This is a genomic window from Sorangium sp. So ce117 (assembly GCF_051524395.1).
Classification (GTDB): domain Bacteria; phylum Myxococcota_A; class Polyangia; order Polyangiales; family Polyangiaceae; genus Sorangium; species Sorangium cellulosum_B.
In genome coordinates this window covers 9,353,832-9,372,885 of sequence record NZ_CP150309.1, presented here as the reverse complement: position 1 = coordinate 9,372,885, position 19,054 = coordinate 9,353,832, and the positions used below count along the sequence as shown (strand labels likewise).

General features: G+C 68.6%; 15 protein-coding genes. 5 read left to right on the top strand and 10 right to left on the bottom strand.

The genetic code is table 11. From position 1 onward, the window contains the following. Positions 1 to 168: 168 nt before the first annotated feature. From WMF46_RS35150 to WMF46_RS35125, 6 genes are all read right to left on the bottom strand, one after another. Positions 169 to 585 (bottom strand): peptidase inhibitor family I36 protein, encoded by a 417-nt coding sequence (locus tag WMF46_RS35150; protein WP_272095605.1) that lies wholly within the window; start codon positions 583 to 585, stop codon positions 169 to 171. 448 nt (positions 586 to 1,033) lie between these two features. After that, positions 1,034 to 1,252, bottom strand: a complete 219-nt coding sequence (locus WMF46_RS35145) for a hypothetical protein (protein ID WP_437981194.1) — start codon at positions 1,250 to 1,252, stop codon at positions 1,034 to 1,036. 142 nt (positions 1,253 to 1,394) lie between these two features. Next, positions 1,395 to 1,652, bottom strand: a complete 258-nt coding sequence (locus WMF46_RS35140; protein WP_437981193.1) for a hypothetical protein — start codon at positions 1,650 to 1,652, stop codon at positions 1,395 to 1,397. Continuing rightward, entirely contained in the window at positions 1,649 to 2,464 is an 816-nt protein-coding gene (locus WMF46_RS35135; RefSeq protein ID WP_437981192.1) for an ExeA family protein, read from the bottom strand. The genes WMF46_RS35140 and WMF46_RS35135 overlap by 4 nt, the downstream gene beginning before the upstream one ends. Next, positions 2,461 to 3,810 (bottom strand): helix-turn-helix domain-containing protein, encoded by a 1,350-nt coding sequence (locus WMF46_RS35130; protein WP_437981191.1) that lies wholly within the window; start codon positions 3,808 to 3,810, stop codon positions 2,461 to 2,463. The genes WMF46_RS35135 and WMF46_RS35130 overlap by 4 nt, the downstream gene beginning before the upstream one ends. A 126-nt stretch (positions 3,811 to 3,936) precedes the next feature. Continuing rightward, complete coding sequence (locus WMF46_RS35125) at positions 3,937 to 4,368, bottom strand: hypothetical protein (RefSeq protein ID WP_437981190.1); 432 nt, start codon at positions 4,366 to 4,368, stop codon at positions 3,937 to 3,939. A 523-nt stretch (positions 4,369 to 4,891) separates the two neighbouring features. Here WMF46_RS35125 and WMF46_RS35120 point away from each other — a divergent pair. After that, positions 4,892 to 5,764, top strand: a complete 873-nt coding sequence (locus WMF46_RS35120) for an IS630 family transposase (protein WP_437981189.1) — start codon at positions 4,892 to 4,894, stop codon at positions 5,762 to 5,764. A gap of 8 nt (positions 5,765 to 5,772) precedes the next feature. On the opposite strand, the gene WMF46_RS35115 is transcribed toward WMF46_RS35120, so the two are convergent. Together WMF46_RS35115 and WMF46_RS35110 are read right to left on the bottom strand one after the other, a co-directional pair. Then, positions 5,773 to 6,426: a transposase gene (locus WMF46_RS35115; RefSeq protein ID WP_437981188.1), complete on the bottom strand. Its 654-nt coding sequence runs from the start codon at positions 6,424 to 6,426 to the stop codon at positions 5,773 to 5,775. Next, entirely contained in the window at positions 6,423 to 6,911 is a 489-nt protein-coding gene (locus tag WMF46_RS35110; RefSeq protein ID WP_437981187.1) for a helix-turn-helix domain-containing protein, read from the bottom strand. The genes WMF46_RS35115 and WMF46_RS35110 overlap by 4 nt, the downstream gene beginning before the upstream one ends. A 609-nt stretch (positions 6,912 to 7,520) precedes the next feature. Here WMF46_RS35110 and WMF46_RS35105 point away from each other — a divergent pair. From WMF46_RS35105 to WMF46_RS35090, 4 genes are all read left to right on the top strand, one after another. Next, the gene (locus WMF46_RS35105) at positions 7,521 to 9,080 is read left to right on the top strand and encodes a S8 family peptidase (RefSeq protein WP_437981186.1); all 1,560 of its coding nucleotides are present in this window, start codon (positions 7,521 to 7,523) and stop codon (positions 9,078 to 9,080) included. Between the two features lie 41 nt (positions 9,081 to 9,121). Next, positions 9,122 to 9,979, top strand: a complete 858-nt coding sequence (locus tag WMF46_RS35100) for a transposase (RefSeq protein ID WP_437981185.1) — start codon at positions 9,122 to 9,124, stop codon at positions 9,977 to 9,979. Positions 9,980 to 10,663: 684 nt separating this feature from the next. Next, positions 10,664 to 12,844, top strand: coding sequence for a PKD domain-containing protein (locus WMF46_RS35095; protein ID WP_437981184.1), 2,181 nt, complete (start codon positions 10,664 to 10,666; stop codon positions 12,842 to 12,844). Positions 12,845 to 13,114: 270 nt separating this feature from the next. Then, positions 13,115 to 13,957, top strand: coding sequence for an alpha/beta fold hydrolase (locus WMF46_RS35090; protein WP_437981183.1), 843 nt, complete (start codon positions 13,115 to 13,117; stop codon positions 13,955 to 13,957). 418 nt (positions 13,958 to 14,375) lie between these two features. Here the strand turns inward: WMF46_RS35090 and WMF46_RS35085 are convergent, their stop codons facing one another. Both WMF46_RS35085 and WMF46_RS35080 read right to left on the bottom strand, forming a co-directional pair. Then, positions 14,376 to 15,764, bottom strand: a complete 1,389-nt coding sequence (locus WMF46_RS35085) for a sigma 54-interacting transcriptional regulator (RefSeq protein WP_437981182.1) — start codon at positions 15,762 to 15,764, stop codon at positions 14,376 to 14,378. Between the two features lie 200 nt (positions 15,765 to 15,964). Beyond that, complete coding sequence (locus tag WMF46_RS35080; RefSeq protein WP_437981181.1) at positions 15,965 to 18,556, bottom strand: RTX toxin; 2,592 nt, start codon at positions 18,554 to 18,556, stop codon at positions 15,965 to 15,967. Positions 18,557 to 19,054 lie beyond the last annotated feature (498 nt).

Below are 19,054 nucleotides of genomic sequence, written 5' to 3'. Positions count from 1 at the left end.
CCCCATTCGAGCGGCGCCCTCGTTCTTGGGCCTTTTCGTGCCCCGCGCATCCCCGAGCGCCAGCCCGCGTTGGTGGCCCGCGCGGTTCTGCTTTTCGTGATTCGGCCGGCTCGTCCTGGCCTCCAGGCGATGGCCGCGCTGCCCATCGCCTTTCGCCCGATCATCGCGTCAGAAGACGTAGACGCTCTTGGGAACGAACGGCAGCGGGCTCAGGCCGCTCTCCCCGTAGACGGGGTACGGGTAGCCGATGCAGTTCTCGTTCTGGAAGATCGCGGCGCCGGCGCCGTTGGTGTTGTAGGCAGAATGTGCCCTTCCCTCCCAGCCGTGCTCCGGAAGGTTGACGCACGTGCCCACCTGCGGGTTCAGCGCCCGGACGTTGAAGATTTCCCCGCCGTAGCCCTCCTCCTCGAACAGGCAGAGGACGTTGTCGAACGGGCAGGGAATGGGGTCCTCCTGCGCCGAGGCCACCTCGGGGAGCAGCAGGCCTGCCCCCGCGAGGAGGCCGACGCCCACCAGGGCACGCAAGCCCAGGGAGCGGGACGGAGTGAAACGACGGAGCTTCTGAACGTGCTGGAGCAAGTGCATGTGGTTTCCTCCTCCTGCCCACCCATGGGCAGGTACTCCGGAGGGACCTAGCACCGGAGGCTATTCACGCATCCCCGTCTTCGACTGTTGTTAACATGATTTAGCATAAGAACCACGCGGGCTCGCATGTGCCTGGAATCTTTCATCCATCTCGGATGGCAGCTTCATCGACATGGAAGTTCTTGTGGCGCCTGCCTCGAACTCGTTGCATGGGCGGCACGCGAGGCACACGTTCTTGTCGATCGAGGCCGCAGGGCGCGGAGAGTTCTGACTGCTCCGTCGCAAGCATCGCATCGTGGACCTCGACTTGGCGCGCTTCTTCCTGTTATGCGCGTTGCTCTACGGGGCTCCCGGACGGTGCGGGGCACCAGAGTCGCGCCGCCTCAGCCGGGATAACGGCGGGAGCGAACGCCTTTCCTTTCGCCGGCCCTGCGCGAGCTCGACGAGCTCATGGCCGCGCCGTGAGAAACCAACCCGAACAAGAGAGACCGGAGAGACCCATGAACACCACGGTTCGAACGTTGCTGCGCGGCGCGGTGGCCGCCTCCATGGCGCTCGGCGCGATGCTGTCGGCCAGCCCTGCCAGGGCGGCTGCGAGCTGCTTCGTCGGCTTCGACGATTTCGATGCGCTGAACGGCATGTGGGCCGACGCGAGGGCGACGTTCACGTATGAGTGTTACCGAGCAGGCTGTTTGATGGCCGGAAGATCCGGCTCTGTGATGGCCATCATCGAGCTGGATCTCCGCTTACCGCGATTGCAGCGAGGCGATGCGTCGGGTGACTGCGGCGATCGCAGAGCGCCGGCGCTCTCAGTCGATGCGGAGGGGGAGGCGGTCATCGCCGTCGAGGACGGCGTGATAGCGAGCGAGAGCGTCGTCGAGCCGATCGAGGTAGTGGAGCACGACGTCGACGGCGTAGAGGCGAGGGCAAAGCGGATCCGGGTCGCCCGGGTAGCGCGCGGTGAGCGCGTCGCGGGCGAGCGCGAGGGCCGCGACGAGGGCGGCGGCTGCGCTGCCCGCGGCGTGGCCGCGCCGCGTGTCCCCCTCGGCCAGGGGGACGGGGTTCATCCGGCCTCCTCTGCGTCCAGCTGCAGGATGCGGATCAGGACGTCGCGCTCGACGAGCTTGCGCTTCTTGCGCGCAGCGGCGCGGAGCGCGGCGGTGGCGAGTCGATCGGTGTCGCGCAGGCTGCCAGCGGCCGCCTCGTGCAGCATCGCGATCGCGTCCGAGGTGAAGAGCTCTTTCGTGCAGCCGACTCGGCCGAGACGTACACGCAGATAGTCGGCCGTATCGTCCGGCGTGAGCGGGTCAATGGTCAATCGGTAATGGAGGCGTGAATACAGGGAGCGATTGCGGCGCACGCGGAGCCGCTCGCCGAGCTCGGGCAAGCCAAGCAACACGAGCGAAAGCAAAGCGCGGCTATCCCAGGCGCAATTAAGGAGTATGTGAAGATGATCGAGTGTGTCCTGATGAAGTAGATGGGCCTCATCGAGGACGAAGACCGGAAATACGCGCTCCTTCGCGAGCTCCTCGACGTGCGTGCTGACCGCGTAGAAGACGTCTCCAGCGGTGCTGCAGCGCGCGAGACCGAGGGCCAGACAGAGCTGGCGATAGAAGTCCCGGCGTCCAAGCGTCACGTTGGCGCAGTAGGTCAAGCGAAACGTCTGCGGCGAAAGGGCATGACGGAGCGCGCGGAGCAGACACGTCTTGCCGACACCGGGGTCACCGGCGAGCAGCACGCTCTTTCTGGCGTGCACCGCCTCGATGAGCATCTCGAGGAGCATCTGCTTGGACGGGGGGAGCCAGAGCTCGCCGTCTTCGACCTCCTTGGAAAATGGCTCTGCCGTGAAGCTGAAGTGGCTGCAGAAGTCCATGGTCATCCCTCCTCGTCACCGCGAGGCGTCCGCCCGAGAGCCTTGTCCAGGAGCGTTTTCGGCGGGTCGAAGGGGACGCGCGCCTCGTGAGCGACATCGAGGTTGCAGGTCGGTCGCGGCCGCTGGGCGTTCTTCACCGGATCGATCCGGTGCAGGGCGAAGCGTTTGCCCTCGTGTTCGATCCAGGGCGGCTCGTTCGGCGTGACGAGGCACCTCGACACCGTGACGAGGCGGCCGGCGAGGAAGCCGAGATCGGTCTCCCAGTCCTCCCCATCCATCGAGAGCGTGCTGTCACGCCGCACGCGCCGGCGGGCCTGGGCCGTGAGCGCGTCGCGCAGCTTCCGCTCGTCGAGGTCGTCGGTGACGTGGGGATACTCCTCGTACACCTGCGCGGGGGACTTGCCGAAGAGCGCCGCGTGCGGTGTGCGGTGATAGTGCTCGTCGACCCATGCGTAGAGCCGGACGTTGAGGTCGTGGAGTGACCCGAGCGCGCCGGTAAAGTCCAGGCACCTCTCGCGCAACGTCCTCCAGAAGCGCTCCATTTTGCCGCGCGCGGGGGCGTCGTACGGGCGGGCGTGGATCAGGGTGGTGCCGAGTCGCTCGCACGCAAGGTGCAAGGTGTGCCCGCGGTAGGTCGAGCCGTTGTCCAGGTAGAGGGCGTCGGGAGCGCCGTGCTTGCGCAGCGCCCGGATGAAGAGCGCCAGCATGTCGACCTCCCGCTCGGCGCTCATCGCCTCGAGCGCGAGGATGTACCGCGAGGCGTCGTCGAGCAGCGCGTGAATGCGCACCGGCGCCGGGCTGCCGTTGACGAGGATCGGCGACGCGTGACACACATCGCCGTGCCACAGGGCGCCGGGATGCTCGGCCTGCCAGCGCAGCCGCACCTTGCCGCCCGTGCGATCGCGCAGCGCGACGCGATCGAGGTGGTGCTCGGCGTACAGCCGTCGCACCGTGGTGGCGGAGATGGCACCCTTGTCGATGCGGCCCGCCGCGATCAAGGTGTCGAGGATGAGCGAGACCGAGGCGCTCGGGTGCTCCTCTCGGATCTCGAGCAGCATCTGCCGTTGCTCGGGGGTGAGCTCGCGCGCCCGCCCCTTGTCCTTGCGGGGCTTGGGGCGTAAGCCCTCGAGACCTTCGGTCTTGTACGCGTAGTACCAGCGCTCGAGCGTGGGGACGGAGTAAGTGCACGGAGAATGGGCGCGCGGTGGGCGAAACCGCTGCTTGCTCAGGTCGGCGAGCGCTTCGGCGAGCTCTCCGCGGTCGAGCTCGCGGTGCATGAGCGAGCCAATGATCTCGCTGCGATAGAGCGCCACCGCTTCGGCGTGGTCCTTCGGCTGGAGGGGGTCTTGCACGTCGTGTCCTTTCCGCGCCGGTGACACCGCACCGGCCGCACAGCCATCCAAGCGCAATGCGCTTCGCCGACCGAGGATCCAACCGGGTGGGGTCCGGCATGAGCTCGGCGAGCGGGCCGCTTGCCATCACGCAGCCCGCACGGCGCCCGCCATGACGGCGGCCTCGGGGACCTCGGCCGCAAAAGGCGCCATCGCGACGAGCGTCATCGCGGCCCGCTCGGCCCGCTGCCGCAGCGATGCAGCGAGGGGACTGGGGCGGACCGCCGCAAAGAGGCGCTCCTGGTCGATGGCGCGTAGCCAGCGCCGCACGGTCACCCAGCTGTCAGCATCGAAGCTGGCAGACCAAGGGCTGACGCGCCGCCGCACCTCGACGAGCGCTGCACCGGCGACGCCGACGAGCAGCAGGGCCAGACCGATCGCCGTCGCGGCGAAGTGCCGTCGCGGCGCGACGCCCCGCGGAACGACCGTGATCGCGGCGCCGCAGTGGCGGCATCGGTAGCGGCGCGCCTCGATCGTGACGAGCCCGCCGCGCTCGCCGGCAGCCAGCGGCCCGCGCACCTGCCGCGACCGCGTTCCGTGACCCCACAGCCCCAACCCGCCCCCCAGCGGGCACCCCGCCGCGCCGCAACGGGGGCAGCGGGCTGGCCGCGCCCGCTCTACGGTGGGCGGGGAACCGAGCCAGCCTTTGACATCGAGGTCCAAATGGACGATCTGTTGAGGGCTCCGCTCTTTCAAGCTATTCGGAGCACGACGGGAGGGGGCACGCGGCCAAACGAGCTCCTCCCGTCGCCTATTTTGTGGCCGGCGCCGTGCCGATGCTCCGCTCCTGCCGCTGACCTACTCCGTTCGTTGCGCCGACGGGCGAGGAGTCGTGCTGGTAATTTTCGAGAGGCGAACGGAATGAACGCTCCCTCTTTTCCTGTGCTCCTGGATTCGACCAACGCGAACATGCTCAGGAGTAGTTACGCTGAGAATTCTATCGGACTCGGCGCAATGCATGGCCGGGGAGCCCCCTGGCAGCTTGCTGCCCTCGGACACCCCCGTCATCGCACCTGATCCGCCTCGGTGATGGTGTTCTTCGGTGGGTCGAGCACCCTGCCATCAAAGAGCTGGATCGACAGGCGCACCATCGGCATCAACGACGGTGCTCAGTAACAGCATCCCGACGATGCATCGGGCGCTGCAGCGGCTGGGCATCACGAGAAAAAAAACGCTTCGAGCGAGCGAGCAGTATCGGCCCGCCGTCCGCAAGCGCCGCGCTCAGTTCCGGCGGCAAACACGAAAAGTAGGCGCACGCCGGATCACGTTCTTCGATGAGTTCGGCGTCCATCGAGGCATGGTGCGGCGATACGGTCGTGCACGCCGCGGGCGCCGAGCGTATGGCCGGGTGCCATGCAATACCGACCCGAAGATCACGCTGATCATGGGGCTGAACCTCGGCGGCGCTGTAGAGCCGATGGCCTTCGAGGGGTCCATGAACGGCGCCATCTTCGAGGCGTACATCCGCGACCGGATCGCGCCTCGAGTGCAGCCCGGCGATGTGATCGTTGTCGACGGGCTGGGTGCACACCGTTCCCCCGGTGCTCGCGCTGCCGTGGAGGAGCGCGGGGCAAGTTTCTGGATCTTGCCGCCTTATTCGCCTGACCTGTCACCGGTGGAGGGCTGCGGTAGCAAGGTCAAGGAGATCATCCGTGCTGCCGCCCCGCGCTCGGTCCCGCAAGTTTACCAGGCCATGGGGCGAGCCATCGGTCGGGTAAGCGATCGCGACGCCAAGGGTTGGTTCCAGCACGCCGGCTACATCCGTCCTCCGCGCCGTCCACCTCTTTCGCGTGCAGGCAGAACCCGCAGGATGCCGCCCAGCGAGCGCTCTCGCGCTCCGCCAGCAGAGTGCACGTCCACAGCAGAGTGGGCGCCCAATGAGCCCGAGCTATCGCCGTGTACCAAGCCCGGCTGAAAACCGCTCTAGAGCGGTTCGCGATTGGGTTTGGTACAGACCGCGCCCCTCGGGCTGGGCGTTGGCGGATCCCGAGCGCGACGCGTGCGAGGCGTGCGAGCCCGCGGCGCACGGCTCCGAGGCGTGCCCCTGCGCTGCGGTCTGGGACGAGGGGGTCGGTCGAGGTAGCCCGCATGGCGGAACCAGCCTTCGGCGTCCTTCGGCGTCACCTGGTGGAGGGCCCTGTCCATCGCCTCGAGCACGCCCACCACGGTCCGCTGCACAGCGGTGCGGAGGGTCTGCTTGAGCTTGCTGCCGCACTCTTCCACCGGCGAGAAATCCGGCGAGTAAGGCGGAAGCGGGTGGTAGTCGGCACCCGTCGCCTCGATGGCCGCGCGGACCTCGGGGTACAGATGTGGCTTGAGTCGATCCACGAGCACGATGTCGCCAGGCCGCAGCACCGGAGCCAGATACTCCTGGGCGTACGTCTCAAATCGAGGACGATTTATGGCGCCTTCGAAGACCACCGGCGCCACCACCCCCTGCAGCCCCAGCCCGAGCACCAGCGTCAGGTTCGGGTCCGCGTTCTCCGGCGCCTTGCCGTAGGCCCGCTGCCCGCTGGGGGCGTAGCCATAGAGCCGGGTCATGCCCAGGTTGGCGCCGAACTCGTCGACGAAGATCAAGCGGCGCGCATCTGCGGTCCCCGCCCAATCTTGAAAACTCGCGCGGGCCTGTTGAACGTCCGGGCGGTCTTGCTCGCTGGCACCCAACGTCCTTTTTTTCGGGTGATCCCCATCCGGTGCAACGTGCGGCTCATCGTCGAGACGCTGACGTGCACATGGTGACGCTGCTCCATCTGCTCGACCAGTTCCGCCAACGTCTGGTCGTTCTTCTCTTCCAGCAGCGAGATCAGTGCCCGCTCGTCCGTCTCGTCGAACTTCCGTGGCATGCCGCCGCCGTGCGGACTCGGCGCGAGGTCGCCCGTGGCGCGCAGCTGCGTGAGATAGTTCTGCACCGTGTTCGGGGCGACCTCGAACCGCTCGGCCAGCTCTCGGATACTTCCTTCACAGTTCTGGTAGGCGTCGATGATCCGCTGCCGCAGATCGATGCTGTACGGGCCCATGCGGTAGGCAGCAGCATCAGCGATGCCACCGTCCCGCCCGACCATGCTCAACTTGTACCAAGCTCAACAGCAAATTGCTCTAGATCGAATTCAAGGGCCGACGGCGCCGCCCGAGCCGCGGCGCCAAACGGGACACACTGCGTGACAGCGCACCTGCTATCCGATCACCCATCGCCTGGCGGCCTTGACGCCGCGACCCGGCGCCCGGCGCCTCGACATGGCGCATGTCATCGCGGAGCGATTCCCTATGAGCCTTGCCCAGACCACCCGTCCCTTCCTGTGATCGCCGCCTCCACGGCGATCCTAACTCCCCTGTCCTCACCCGCGCGAGCCCCATCTCGCGCGCCGCCGCGTCCCATCTCGTCGTCCCGGGCGCCGCCGGGCACTCGTGCCCATGGCCGCCGGCTCCGTCGTGGCCGGTGCGATGCGCCATTTCAACCTAGGGCTCGCACGGACGAACTGGAGGGCTGAGGTCATGAATCTGTGGCTCATTGACATTTCGGCGAACCACTGTAATCTGAGCTGCTCGCTTTCGGGAAAAATCGGCCCGCGACAGCAGGTGATCCTGCCAGCGATGGACTGCGGTGACGCCGCCCAGGCGGTGACGCGCAAGCAGCTTCCGGCGGACGCCCGGAAAGCGTTCAAGGAGGAGCCATGTCCACACCGTCCAAGCCGTTGCTCCGTGCCATCGTTGCGCCCGCCCTCGCGGCGGCATGCGCCCTGTCTGCCACGGAGGCTGGCGCTGCGAACGGGACGACAAAGTTATGGGCTGTCGCGTTCAAGCAAAGCAGCGGCCTGCCAGCCAACGTCGATCGGATGGTCGCGCGCGCAGGCGGGACGATCGTCGTCCGCTTGCCCGAGATCGGCGGCATCGGCGTCGAGTCCAGCAATTTGAGCTTCGCGAACGACGTCATGCTGAACTCGAGCGTCATGGTTGCCGACGTCGCCGTGGAGGTGACGCTGACCGAGCGGCGCGCCGCCGGCGCCGGCAACCACGGCAATGGCAACCACGGCGGCGACACGATGTCGACCGGCAGCGACGACCAGAGGATGCCCGACCCGCTCGGGTTCGAGCAGTGGGACAAGAAGCGCATGAATGCCTCGCTCGACGGCTCGTATGCCGTGCAGCGGGGGCGCAAGAAAGTGCGCGTCTTCGTCATCGACACGGGCGCCGACGCGAATCACATCGACGTCGCTCCCAACCTCGACCTCGCCGCGAGCATCTCGTTCGTCCCCCACGAGCCGACGATCCAGGACTACAACGGCCACGGCACCTGGACTATCAGCGCCGTCGGGGCCCCGATCAACGGCGTCGGCATCTCGGGCGTCGCGCCGAACGTCACCCTCGTCGCGGGCAAAGTGCTCGATAGCACGGGTTCAGGCACAACGCTGGGTATCGTGCAGTCGCTCATGTACGCAGGCCGCGAGCGCTTCGACATCGTCTCGGCCAGCCTGGCCACCGACATCCCGAAATGCAAGACACGGAGGACCACGACGCAGGACTGCGACAGTCCGGACTACATCCTGCTCGATCGCGCGACGCAGTTCGCGCGCGCGAACGGCGTGTTGCTGGTCGGCGCCCTGGGGAACGAGGGCTTCGACCTCGCGAACAGGCGGATCTTCGGCGACAGGCTCGTGACTCTTGCCGGCCTGGAGGGCTGGGTCGGCGTCTCGGCGACTGGGTACGACGACGGCAAGGCGTACTATTCAAACTATGGGACTGGCGTGGTCGACGTGGCGGCGCCCGGGGGCTCGAACCGCGACTACAGCGGGGTGCCGGACAGTGCCGAGTGTGGCGAGCACAGGGGCGGTTGTAACATCATCGGCGCGTGGTCATCGACGAGCAGCGACATTTCCGAAAATGACGTCGAGCAGTGCACGGGCCCGGGCGAGACGCCGCCGTGTTATCTCTACGCCTACCTGGAAGGAACGTCGATGGCAACGCCGAACGCCGCTGGGGTCGCGGCCCTGATCATCAGCCAGTACGGCGACTTCTCGCATCGCAGGAACGAGGTACACATGTGGCCGACGCAGGTCGAGTCCATCCTGGAGATCACGGCGAACAACCAGGCGTGCCCGACGCCGAACACGGTGACACAGAACCCCGATTTCGAGTTCCCTACCGCCACGTGCATGGGCAGCGCGCGATACAATAACTTTTTTGGCCATGGCATCGTCGACGCGCTCCGGGCCGTGACCTTCCACGACCGCTGAACCGAACCAGCAGGATCGGCGCTGCGGGCGATTGCGCTAGCATGTGTGCCACGGCGGCGAACCTGATCGAGGACGTCCTGCCCGAGGTGGCGCACCGTCCGTGGGTGTTGACGTTTCCGTTTCCGTGGCGGCGCAGGCTCGCCCAGGACGGGGCGTTGTTCGGCGTGCTGACCCGCATCTTCGTCGAGAGCGTGGAGCGGTTCTACGAAGAGCGCGCCGCGCGCCGAGGCGCGTGCGGCGCGGTCAAGAGCGGCGCGGTGACCGTCGTGCAACGCACGTCCGGCGACATGCGGCTCAATCCGCATCTGCACGTGGTCTTCCTCGACGGGGCTTATCACGAAGACGGCACCGAGCTCGTGTGGAACGAGCTCGGTCACCTGCGAACGCGCGAGATCGGTCAGGTCATAGAGCACGCCGTCGGGCGGATGCTCCGTTACCTTCGGCGGCACGGGCATCTCGAGATCGAGCACGACGTCGAGGAGGACGACGAGCCCGAGGCAGCGCTCTGTGCCTCCGCCGTCTCGGGACGAGAGCCGCCCGCCGGCCCGCAATGGCTCCGCGGGCTCTCGCCGTCTTCTCCGAGCGCGCTCGCGTACGACAAGCCGCTGTGCGCTGCGCTCGATGGCTTCACCTTGCACGCAGCGACGCGCGCCGGTGCGCACCATGCCGCGGCGAGGGAGGCGCTGCTGCGTTACGTGCTGCGACCCCCGATCGCAAAGGAGCGCGTCGAGCCGCAGCAGGACGGCCTGGTGCGGCTCTCGCTCAAGCGCGCCTTCGCCGACGGGACTGTCGCGGTGGACATGGATCCGCTCTCGCTCTTGTGCCGCCTCGCGGCCAGCTCTTGCGCCGCACATTTGCGATCGATGTCCTCGAGTGCCCAACTTGCAAGGGGCGGATGAAGCTCGTCGCCATGGTCACTGAGCCCCGGAACATCGTCCGCTTCCTCTGCGCGCTCGGCGAGCCGACCGATGTTCCAGCACGCTCTCCCAGCCGGGGACCACCGTTGGCCCCGCCTGCGCCGGGCGAGCTCTGGGTTCGCAGGCCGCTCTTCAGCTTCTCCGCCGGCAGCGGGAACGGCGGCGGAGGGTACTTCGGCGACCGCTCGTCATCAACCGGTAGTTCTGGCGGGATTTCTGACACGCGGAGCTCGCCCTCGCGCCGCTGCCGCGACGCTCGCCTCAAACGCTTCTGTCGACCGCGGGAATTCTTGACAGGTCGGAATGGCTTTGCGCGGGCTATCCTCTCGAGGCGCGGCACGCGGCCGGGATCGGCGGAGGCGACCGCGCCGCCCCACATCCACGGCCGCGGGCCACGGCACGTGCGCGAGGTTGAATGCGAGCAGACCTGCGAGCATCTCAGCCCCCGTAAGGACTTACGTTTCGGCGGGGCTCCTGTCCCTGCAGGGAACGACGACGATGAAGGCGACCCAGGCGCTGACATCGCCGGCATGACGTGCATGAACGGCGGAATCCTCTGCGGAGCGACCTCGATCTCCGGATCGCCGACGCTCGAGCATCGAGACCACACCACCCAAGAGAAGAACCCAGGAAGGTGATAGGATGAGAAGGGGACGAAGAGACTTCGTGCAAGGAGCGACGGCCATCGCGCTCGCGCTCGCGTTGCCGGCGTGCGGCCAACAGGGGATCGACGGAGGTGACGCCGCGGAGACCGGGGTTATCCGTGCCGCCCTCGCGATCCGGGGCGATCGGCACGACGTGACGGCGGTTCACTACAAGGTCGTCGGCGCCAGCAGCACCTGCAGGGACACGGCGATCGCGGAGGCGACAAGCGCCCTCGATATCGATGTGCCCCTCGCCGGCGATGTGCCCTACGACGATCACCTCGTCACGGGCTCCGGGACGCACGCGGCCGCGGAGGGCACGTTCGTGCTGCCTCGCGGCAATTACCGCGTCTGCGCGACGCCGATGCACGACGCTTCGCCGTCGGAAGAGTGCGCTCCCGCCGAGACGGTGGTGGATGTCCCTGGGCAGTGGACGAGGGAAGTCATGCTCGTGTCCCAGTGCCGCGGGGATACCGACGGTCTCCTCGACACGGTGGTCGCTCTGAACTCCCCGCCAAAGATCAACAGCCTCGACATCGCGCCCAGCAAGTTCATCACCCTGTGCGAGACGGCCACGATCACCGTGGAGGCAGACGATCCCGATGGCGACGCGATCTCGATCACCTGGCAGCTCGGCTCGAAGGTGAGCGGGTCCTCCCCGGTCCTCGGCCTTCCTGGGCCCGTCGGCACGTTCTCGACGGACACGCCGGGCGTCTACACCATTCAGGTCAAGGCCACCGACGTGCACGGCGCGTCGACATGGCTGTACTTTTACATCCACGTGTCGGCCGAGCGCTGCGACTGCACCTGCCCCGACGGCTTCATCCAGCTCCCCGACGGGGAATGCGCGACGAGCTACGACATCGATGCGGACCGCCTCATCAACCAGGAGGAGCGCTGCGATGACACGGACACCCACCGCTACGGGTGCGGCGACTACGGGTTCCAGTGGCACGATCTCGGGCGCGGGTTCTCCTCCGTGCGCCGGGTCGACGTCGCGCTCGAGAGCGGCATCGACTGCTCCTTCGAGGCCGGCGTCCGCGCCGTGTCGCTCAATGGCGCCGCGATTGGCAACTTCGACCCTATCGGATCGTGCACTTGTGACTCGGATCACGGGCTCGCCTCGTTCCCCGACGTGAACTCCAGCTCGTACGTGCTCGGCGGGGTGAACTCCGTGAATATTTCCGCGCCGAGCTGCGACGGGTTGAGCCGGAGCGCGGAGCTCGGCGGGGCGTTCGCTCGCGTCACGGTCGTCTACAGCTGCGAGCCGAGCCTCTGCGCCGACGTGACCTGCGCGCCGCTGGACGCGTGCCACGTCGCGGGCGTGTGCGACCCAAGGACGGGGCTCTGCACGAACCCGAACGCGCCCGACGACTCGGCGTGCGACGACGGCGACCCGACCACCGCGGAGTCGATATGCATCAGCGGCGCGTGCGTCCCCGAGTCCCCCTGCGGCAACGGCAGGGTCGGTCCGGGCGAGGAGTGCGACGATGGCGGCCATGTCAACGGCGACGGCTGCTCGGCGACCTGCCAGATCGAGGGCACGCGCCGGTTCCTCTACACCGTGCGCGAGGAGGACGACATGCTTCGCCGGTTCGACCTGCGGACGCGGAAATTCGAGGACGTCGGTCCGCTCGGCGTGAGCTTCGACATCGGCGAGCTCGCCTGGGAGGAGGTGACCGGCACCCTGTGGATGATCGACGGGCGCGCCAACAAAGGACTCTACACGGTGGACATCGCCACCGGAGCCGCCATCCTGGTGGGCATCCACGGCGTCGACAAAATGTTCGGGCTCGGCCTCGATCCGAGGACTGGCAACCTGTACGGGAGCGCGCGCGGGAGCCAACCCGGGTTCTACCAGCTGGACAGGGCGACCGGGGCCGCGACCCTCCTCGGGACGCCCCCCAGAAACTACGACGGCATGGCCTACGACACCACCCGCGACCAGCTGGTCGGGTTCGTCGCCGGTTATGGACCCCTCTTCGCCATCGACGTCGCGAACGGCGCCGGGTCGTTGCTGGCATATCAAGAGCCCACCAACGCCGGCGGCCTCGCGTACGATCCGATCGCCGACCAGTTCTGGGAGATCGATCAGGACGGGTTCCTGTACACCTACGACCCGACGTATGACTATATGCAGACCATCATCACGTCGCAGCTCGGCGCGCACGATGGGCTGACCCTGGTCATGCCCGCGCCGTGACGTTCCGTATCCGAGGAGCCTGCGTGCCGGTCGTTGGCGGGGAATTCTCGACAGGTCGGGATGGTTTTGCGCGGGCTTCTATGGAACGTAGTGTCAAGACAGATCCCCTCCGATCGCCGACCGTCCTCTTCAACGGAGGCGTCCGCTCCCAGTCGGCACGTGCAGCGGCCGCCGCCGGAGCGTCGCGCGGCGATCTGCCACACATGGTGCGTTCTGCCGTCGGCGCGGGGTCTGGCGTCGCGCCGCGGTCCGTGATTTCACTCGATCACGATGAGAGCGCAGACAGGTGATGTCCGGCTGTTCTTCGATGTGGAAGGGGCGAAGCTCGTCCCCGAGGGGCCCGCGATGCGGGAGCGACCTACCGTGATCCTGCTGCACGGCGGGCCGGGAGGCGATCATACCGAGTTCGTGCCGTTCGGCTCGGCGCTCGCCGAGGTGGCGCAGGTCGTCTATCTGGATCACCGCGGCTGCGGGCGCAGCGATCGCAGCGGGCCCGAGCGGTGGAACCTCGAGACGTGGGCGGACGACGTGCGGGCGTTCTGCGACGCGCTCGAGATCGAGCGGCCCGTCGTGCTCGGAAACTCGTTCGGAGGCATGGTGGCGCAGGCGTACGCGGCGCGATACCCCGATCACCCCGGGAAGCTGATCCTGACGAGCACGACCGCGAAGCTCCGCCTCGATCGCATGCTGCCCGTCTTCGAGCGGCTCGGGGGCGCGCAGGCGGCCGACATCGCGCGCCGGTTCTTCGCGGATCCGATGCCCAATTTCCACGACTACATCCGTGTCTGCCTCCCGCTCTACCGCCAGTCGCCGCCGGAGGAAAACGCGCTCCGCCGCGCGGTCCTCCACCTCGACGTGGGCGGCTATTTCGTGGCGGGTGAGATGCAGACCTACGACCTGCGCGCGGACCTCGCGCGCGTCCGGTGCCCCACCCTCGTGCTGTCCGGCGATCTCGACCCGTTCGCGACGACCGCGGATGCGCGCGATCTCGTCGCCGCCTTGCCCCGGGAGCTCGTCCAGGCGCGGAGCTTCCCCCGCGCCGGGCACGCGGTGCTCGACGACGCGCGCGACGAGGCGCTCGCAACGATCCGGGAGTTCCTTAGCGCGCCCTGACCGACGGACGCCCGGGAGCCGAGCGCGCGAGTCCTGCCCGCATGGGGCGGAGCCGCCTGCGCCCCCTGCAAGGGCACAAAAAAAGAGCGCCCATTCGACGGCGGGGGGGGGAAGCCGTCACGGGCGCTCTGGTACGTACTTAGCAGGATGCGGGCCAGGGTCATCCTTCAGGCTTTCCCCGGGTTTCCCCTGAGGCAAACGCCCGACGCCTTTCATTCGTGAGATCGGGGCTTGCAGACATGGCAGCTCGGTCGCCCTGAAGGCAGGGCGTCGCGCCCGCCGCGTACCGCGTTATCCGATGAAGCCTGGCGCCGCCCGCCGCGTGCCGCGTTATCCGGTGAGGTCCGGCGAGCCGCGTCACCTCCGAGGCACCCGTGCGACGCCGGCCAGGGCGGCGCCCCGGCGGCTCCCTCAGGGGTCACCCCTCCGCGTCGTCGTCGTCGTCGCCGCCGCCGGCCTCGTCGGTCGCCGTGCGCCGCCCGAGCCAGCGGCGGAGCTGGGTCCGGTGCACGCCGAGCTCGCGGGCCGTGCGCGCCACGTTCCCCCCTTCGCGGCGCAGCACCGCCTCGATGACCTCGTCGGCGGGCAGCGACGCCGCCCGCCGCGTCTGCCGCTCGCCGGGCGGGGGCAGCGACGATGGCTGGCTCCTCCCCGCGGATTGCTCCGGCGCGCTCGCCTGTGGCGCGACGAAGGCTTGCCCCGCCGAGGGCGACAGGTGCCGCGCCTGGACCACGGGGCTCTCCTCGAGCTGCGCCGCGTGCGCCGCTGCGCGGATCTCCGCCATCATCTCCCGCACGTTGCCGGGCCACGCCCGCACGAGGCACGCCTCGATGAGCGACGCGTGGGCCACCAGCGGCGCGCTCTCCTGGCCGCGCTCGACAGCAGCGACGGCGCTCCGCAGCGCCGCGTCCACGAGCCACGGCACCTCCTCGGGCCGCTCGTGGAGCCGCGGAATGCGGACCGCCGGCTGCGCGATGCGGAAGTAGAGATCCTCGCGGACCTTCCCTGCGGCCACCTGCGCGCGCAGGTCCTTGTGGCTCGCCGACACGAGCGCGAAGTCCACCTGCACGGGCCGCGCGGCCCCGAGCGGGATCACCTCCTTCGCCTCGAGCGCGCGGAGGAGCTTCGCCTGCACCCCGAGGTCGAGCTCGGCCACCTCGTCGAGGAAGAGGACCCCGGCGTGGGCGGCTTGCACGTACCCCTCGGAGTCGGCCACGGCGCCCGAATAGGCCCCCTTGCGCGCGCCGAAGAGCAGCCGCTCGGCGAGTCCGTTGGGGATGGCGGCGCAGTTCACGGCGACGAACGGTCCCCCGCGCCGCGGGCCGAGGGCGTGGAAGGCCCGCGCCGCGTGCTCCTTGCCGGTCCCGCTCTCGCCGGTGATGTGGAGCGTCGCTCCCAGGTGCGCCGCGCGATCGATCGCGTGCCACGCACGGGCAAGGGTCGCCCCGAGGATCGTGGCCCCGGCCGTGGAGATCCCCGCCCGGAACGGCGCCACGTCGGCCCGGATCACGAACACCGATGAGCCCGTGCGCACGATGCGCAGCTCACCGCCCGCGCGCGCGCCGGTCAACGGAACGCCGTCGAGCGACGTTCCGTTTCGGCTATTGAGGTCTTCGACCTCCCACTGGCCCTGGGCCCAGCGCACGCGCGCGTGTTTGCGCGACATCCGCAGGTCGTCCAGGGGGACGCCCCCGACCTCGCCGCGCCCGAGAGCGAGCTCGCCGTCCTTGAGCGGGAGGACATCGCAGCGAGGGCTGTCCACGGAGAAGACGAGCACCAGCCCCGGTGTCGGCTTCGTGGAACACAAGGGGTCCGAAGCCGCTCCGAGAGCGTCGTCCAGGGTCGTCGTGAATGTAGTGGGCGCCACGTTGCCGACGAGTGTAACGTGGACCCGCAGCGGGAGCGACGCCGTTGCCGGCGCGCTCGCCGTCGACCCGCAGGCCCGCCGCGCTGCGAAAGCGAAGATCCACAGGCTCACGCCGCCGGGCGCGATTGAGCCGAGCGCCGTCAGTTCGGCAAGGGGAGCCAGAGCTGGCCGTCGTCGCTGTTCCCCCAGCAATAGACGGTGCCGTCGGCCTTCACCCCGCAGTTATGGTTCCTGCCCACGCGGAGCTCCACGAAGGTCCCCGCGGGGTCGGTCGCCTTGTCGCGGAAATCAAACCCCCAGCAGTGGATCGTGCCGTCCGTCTTCAACCCGCAGCTGTGGGAAGAGCCAGCGCCGACCTCGGTGTACGTCCCCGCCGGAGCGGTGGCCTGGCCGAGGTTGTTGTATCCCCAGCAGTAGACGGTGTCATCGGTCTTCACCCCGCAGTTGTGATTCGCGCCCGCGCTGACCTGCTGGTAAAGACCAGGAGGAGTGTCGGTCTTGCCGTATTCGTTGTATCCCCAGCAGTGCACGGTGCCGTTCGTTCTCACCGCACAGCTGTGACTTTCGCCCGCGCTGACGCTGAGGAAGTCGCCGTCCTGATCCTCGGCCCTGCCATTGAGATTCCGGCCCCAGCAGTCCACATCGCCGAGCGTCGTCACCCCGCAGTTGTGGTAGGAGCCCGCATCGATCTGAACGAAGGGGCCAGCGGGATCGGTGCTCTGATCGTACGTGTTGTCCCCCCTGCAGTCCGTCGTGCCGTCCGCCTTCAGCCAGCAGGTGTGTTGGAAGCCCGCGCTCACCTGGGTGAAGGTGCCAGCGGGCGCCACGCCCCAGGAAGAAGTCGTGTTTCCCCAGCACTCCTCCGTGCCGTCCGCCCTGATGCCGCAGCTGTGATCGTCGCCCGCGGCGACGTGAGAGAACGCCATCGTCGGCGGCGCGGTCCGCCCTGACTCGGGATATCCCCAGCAGCCCACACGGCCGGTCGCCGTCACGCCGCAGGTGTGGTCTCTCATCGCGTTGATCTGGGTGAAGTCGGCGTAGGGCGGCGAGGCCTGATCCTCGGTGTTCCTCCCCCAGCAGTGGACCACGCCGGCCGTCCGCAGGCCGCAGCTGAAGTCGTGGCCCAGGGTGACCTGGGTGAAGGTGCCGGCCGGATCCGTGGCCTCGCCGTAGGTGTTGCTCCCCCAGCAGTGGACAGCGCCGTTCGTCCGCACCCCGCAGCTGTGGTGATCGCCCACGCTGACCTGGGTGTAAACGTACGGGGGGTCCGTGCTCTGTCCCTGGGCGTCGAGACCCCAGCAGTGGACGCTGCCGCTCGTCATCACCCCGCACGTGTGGAAATCGCCCGCGGCGACCTGGGTGAAGGTCCCCGACGGATCCGTCGCCTTGTCGTATTCGTCGTTCCCCCAGCAGTGGACGGTGCCGTCCGTCCTGATCCCGCAGTTGTGGTCGTGGCCCGAGGCGACGTGGGTGTAGCTGCCCGGCGGATCCGCGTCCTGTCCATGGCTGTTGTCTCCCCAGCAGTTGACCGCGCCGGTCGCCGTCACCCCGCAGGAATGACGGGTGCCCGCGCTCAGCTGCCGGTAGGCGCCGGCCTGCGCCGTGGACTGGCCGTACGCGTTGTCCCCCCAGCAGATCATCGTGCCGTTCGCCCGGAGCGCGCATGTGTGCAAGGCGCCCGCCGCGACCGTGACGTGCCCGAAGACGCTCCCGATCGCCGGATCCACCTCGTCGGTGCCCCAGCAGTCGACCGTGCCGTCCAGCCTCAGTCCGCAGGTGAGCCCGCGTTGCGTGCTGATCTGGGAGAAGAAGCCCGGAGGATCGATCGCCCCGCCATGAGCGTTGTCTCCCCAGCAGTCGACGGTGCCGTCCGGCTTCAGCCCGCAGCTGTGATAGACGCCCACGCTGACCTGGACGAAGGTGTTCGGGGGGGCGTCGAGCTGACCTTCATTGCTGCGCCCCCAGCAGTAGACCGTCCCGTCGGTCCTCAGCGCGCAGCTATGAAACGAGCCCGCGCTGACCTGGGTGTACGCGCCCGTCTGGTCCGTGCCCTGACCATAGGTGTTGTTGCCCCAGCACCTGATCGTGCCGTTCCGCCGCACCGCGCAGTTGTGGGAATCGCCTGCGCTGAGCTGTGTATACTGCGACAGCTGATCCAAGCTCTGGCCGTGGTTGTTGCGCCCCCAGCAGTCGATCGTGCCGCTCGTCCGCAGCGCGCAGGTGTGATCCCGGCCAGCGCTGACCTGGACGAAGGTGTAGTCGGGATCCGGGGGATCCCAGGGGTCCGCCGGGGGCTCCACGGGGGCTATGGCCTGACCATCGGTGTTGCGGCCCCAGCAGTGGACCCTGCCGTCCGTGCCGACCGCGCAGCTATGGGCGTCGCCCGCGCTGACCTGGAGGTAGATGCCCGCGGGATCGTCGGCCTGGTGCTCGTCGTTGAGACCCCAGCAATCGATCGTGCTGTTCGGCCTCAGCGCGCAGGCGTGGCCGCGGCCGGCGCTCACGATCGACTCGTCGAATGCGGCGTGGAGCGGCGTGTCGTCGTCGCGGAGGGCTTGCGGGACCGCGGCGAGCTCGTCGCCGACGTCGGCGCCGGGCGCGCCCGGCATCTCGCCGGCGCACCCGAGCATGGCGAGCGCCGAGGCGCCCAGCGCGAGCGAGAAGCCGAGCCTCCGGCCCCGGCTCGCGCGCGAGCTCACGGCCGCCGGTTTTCTGGACGTCTGGTGCAACATGGTTCCTCGAGGATGATGTGTTAAGGTTAGGAGAGAAGAGCGGCAGGAGCCCTCGCCGACCCTTGTCGTGGCGGAGGCAGGAGGTCGCCCTCGGCGCAGGCTCGTGCGAAAGGGCTCATGGCAATCGGTGTGCCCGGAACGATCGCCGGGCGCGCCCCCGGGCCACCCCGAGTGGTGCGGCAGGCGGCGTCCGCGGCGTGCACTGCTCGAAGGGCGGGGCTCACGGCGCGGCGGTCCCTGCCCGAGAGCGAGCCGGCGGCACCGGACGAATGGCACGTGGCACGTGCCACGTGCCACGTGGGCGCGCGTGCCACGAGCTAGGGGTGCCGGCGGCTCACGACAGGACACATGGCTCTTGGCGATCGACGCCGCGGGGACGGCGAGCTCGTGGCGTCGCTGCGCCGGTCATCCAGGCAGCGTCCGGCGCCGCGTGAGACCATGCAGCCCTGATGCGACGAGATGCCGCAGAGTCGATGGGTCGCATGGGAGAGCGCGGGG

Coding starts and splice junctions, on each gene's coding strand:
- WMF46_RS35140 (WP_437981193.1), bottom strand. CDS start 1,652: ATGAACCCCGTCCCCCTGGCCGAGGGGGACACGCGGCGCGGCCACGCC.
- WMF46_RS35110 (WP_437981187.1), bottom strand. CDS start 6,911: ATGGTCGGGCGGGACGGTGGCATCGCTGATGCTGCTGCCTACCGCATG.
- WMF46_RS35135 (WP_437981192.1), bottom strand. CDS start 2,464: ATGACCATGGACTTCTGCAGCCACTTCAGCTTCACGGCAGAGCCATTT.
- WMF46_RS35150 (WP_272095605.1), bottom strand. CDS start 585: ATGCACTTGCTCCAGCACGTTCAGAAGCTCCGTCGTTTCACTCCGTCC.
- WMF46_RS35080 (WP_437981181.1), bottom strand. CDS start 18,556: ATGTTGCACCAGACGTCCAGAAAACCGGCGGCCGTGAGCTCGCGCGCG.
- WMF46_RS35090 (WP_437981183.1), top strand. CDS start 13,115: ATGAGAGCGCAGACAGGTGATGTCCGGCTGTTCTTCGATGTGGAAGGG.
- WMF46_RS35105 (WP_437981186.1), top strand. CDS start 7,521: ATGTCCACACCGTCCAAGCCGTTGCTCCGTGCCATCGTTGCGCCCGCC.
- WMF46_RS35100 (WP_437981185.1), top strand. CDS start 9,122: ATGTGTGCCACGGCGGCGAACCTGATCGAGGACGTCCTGCCCGAGGTG.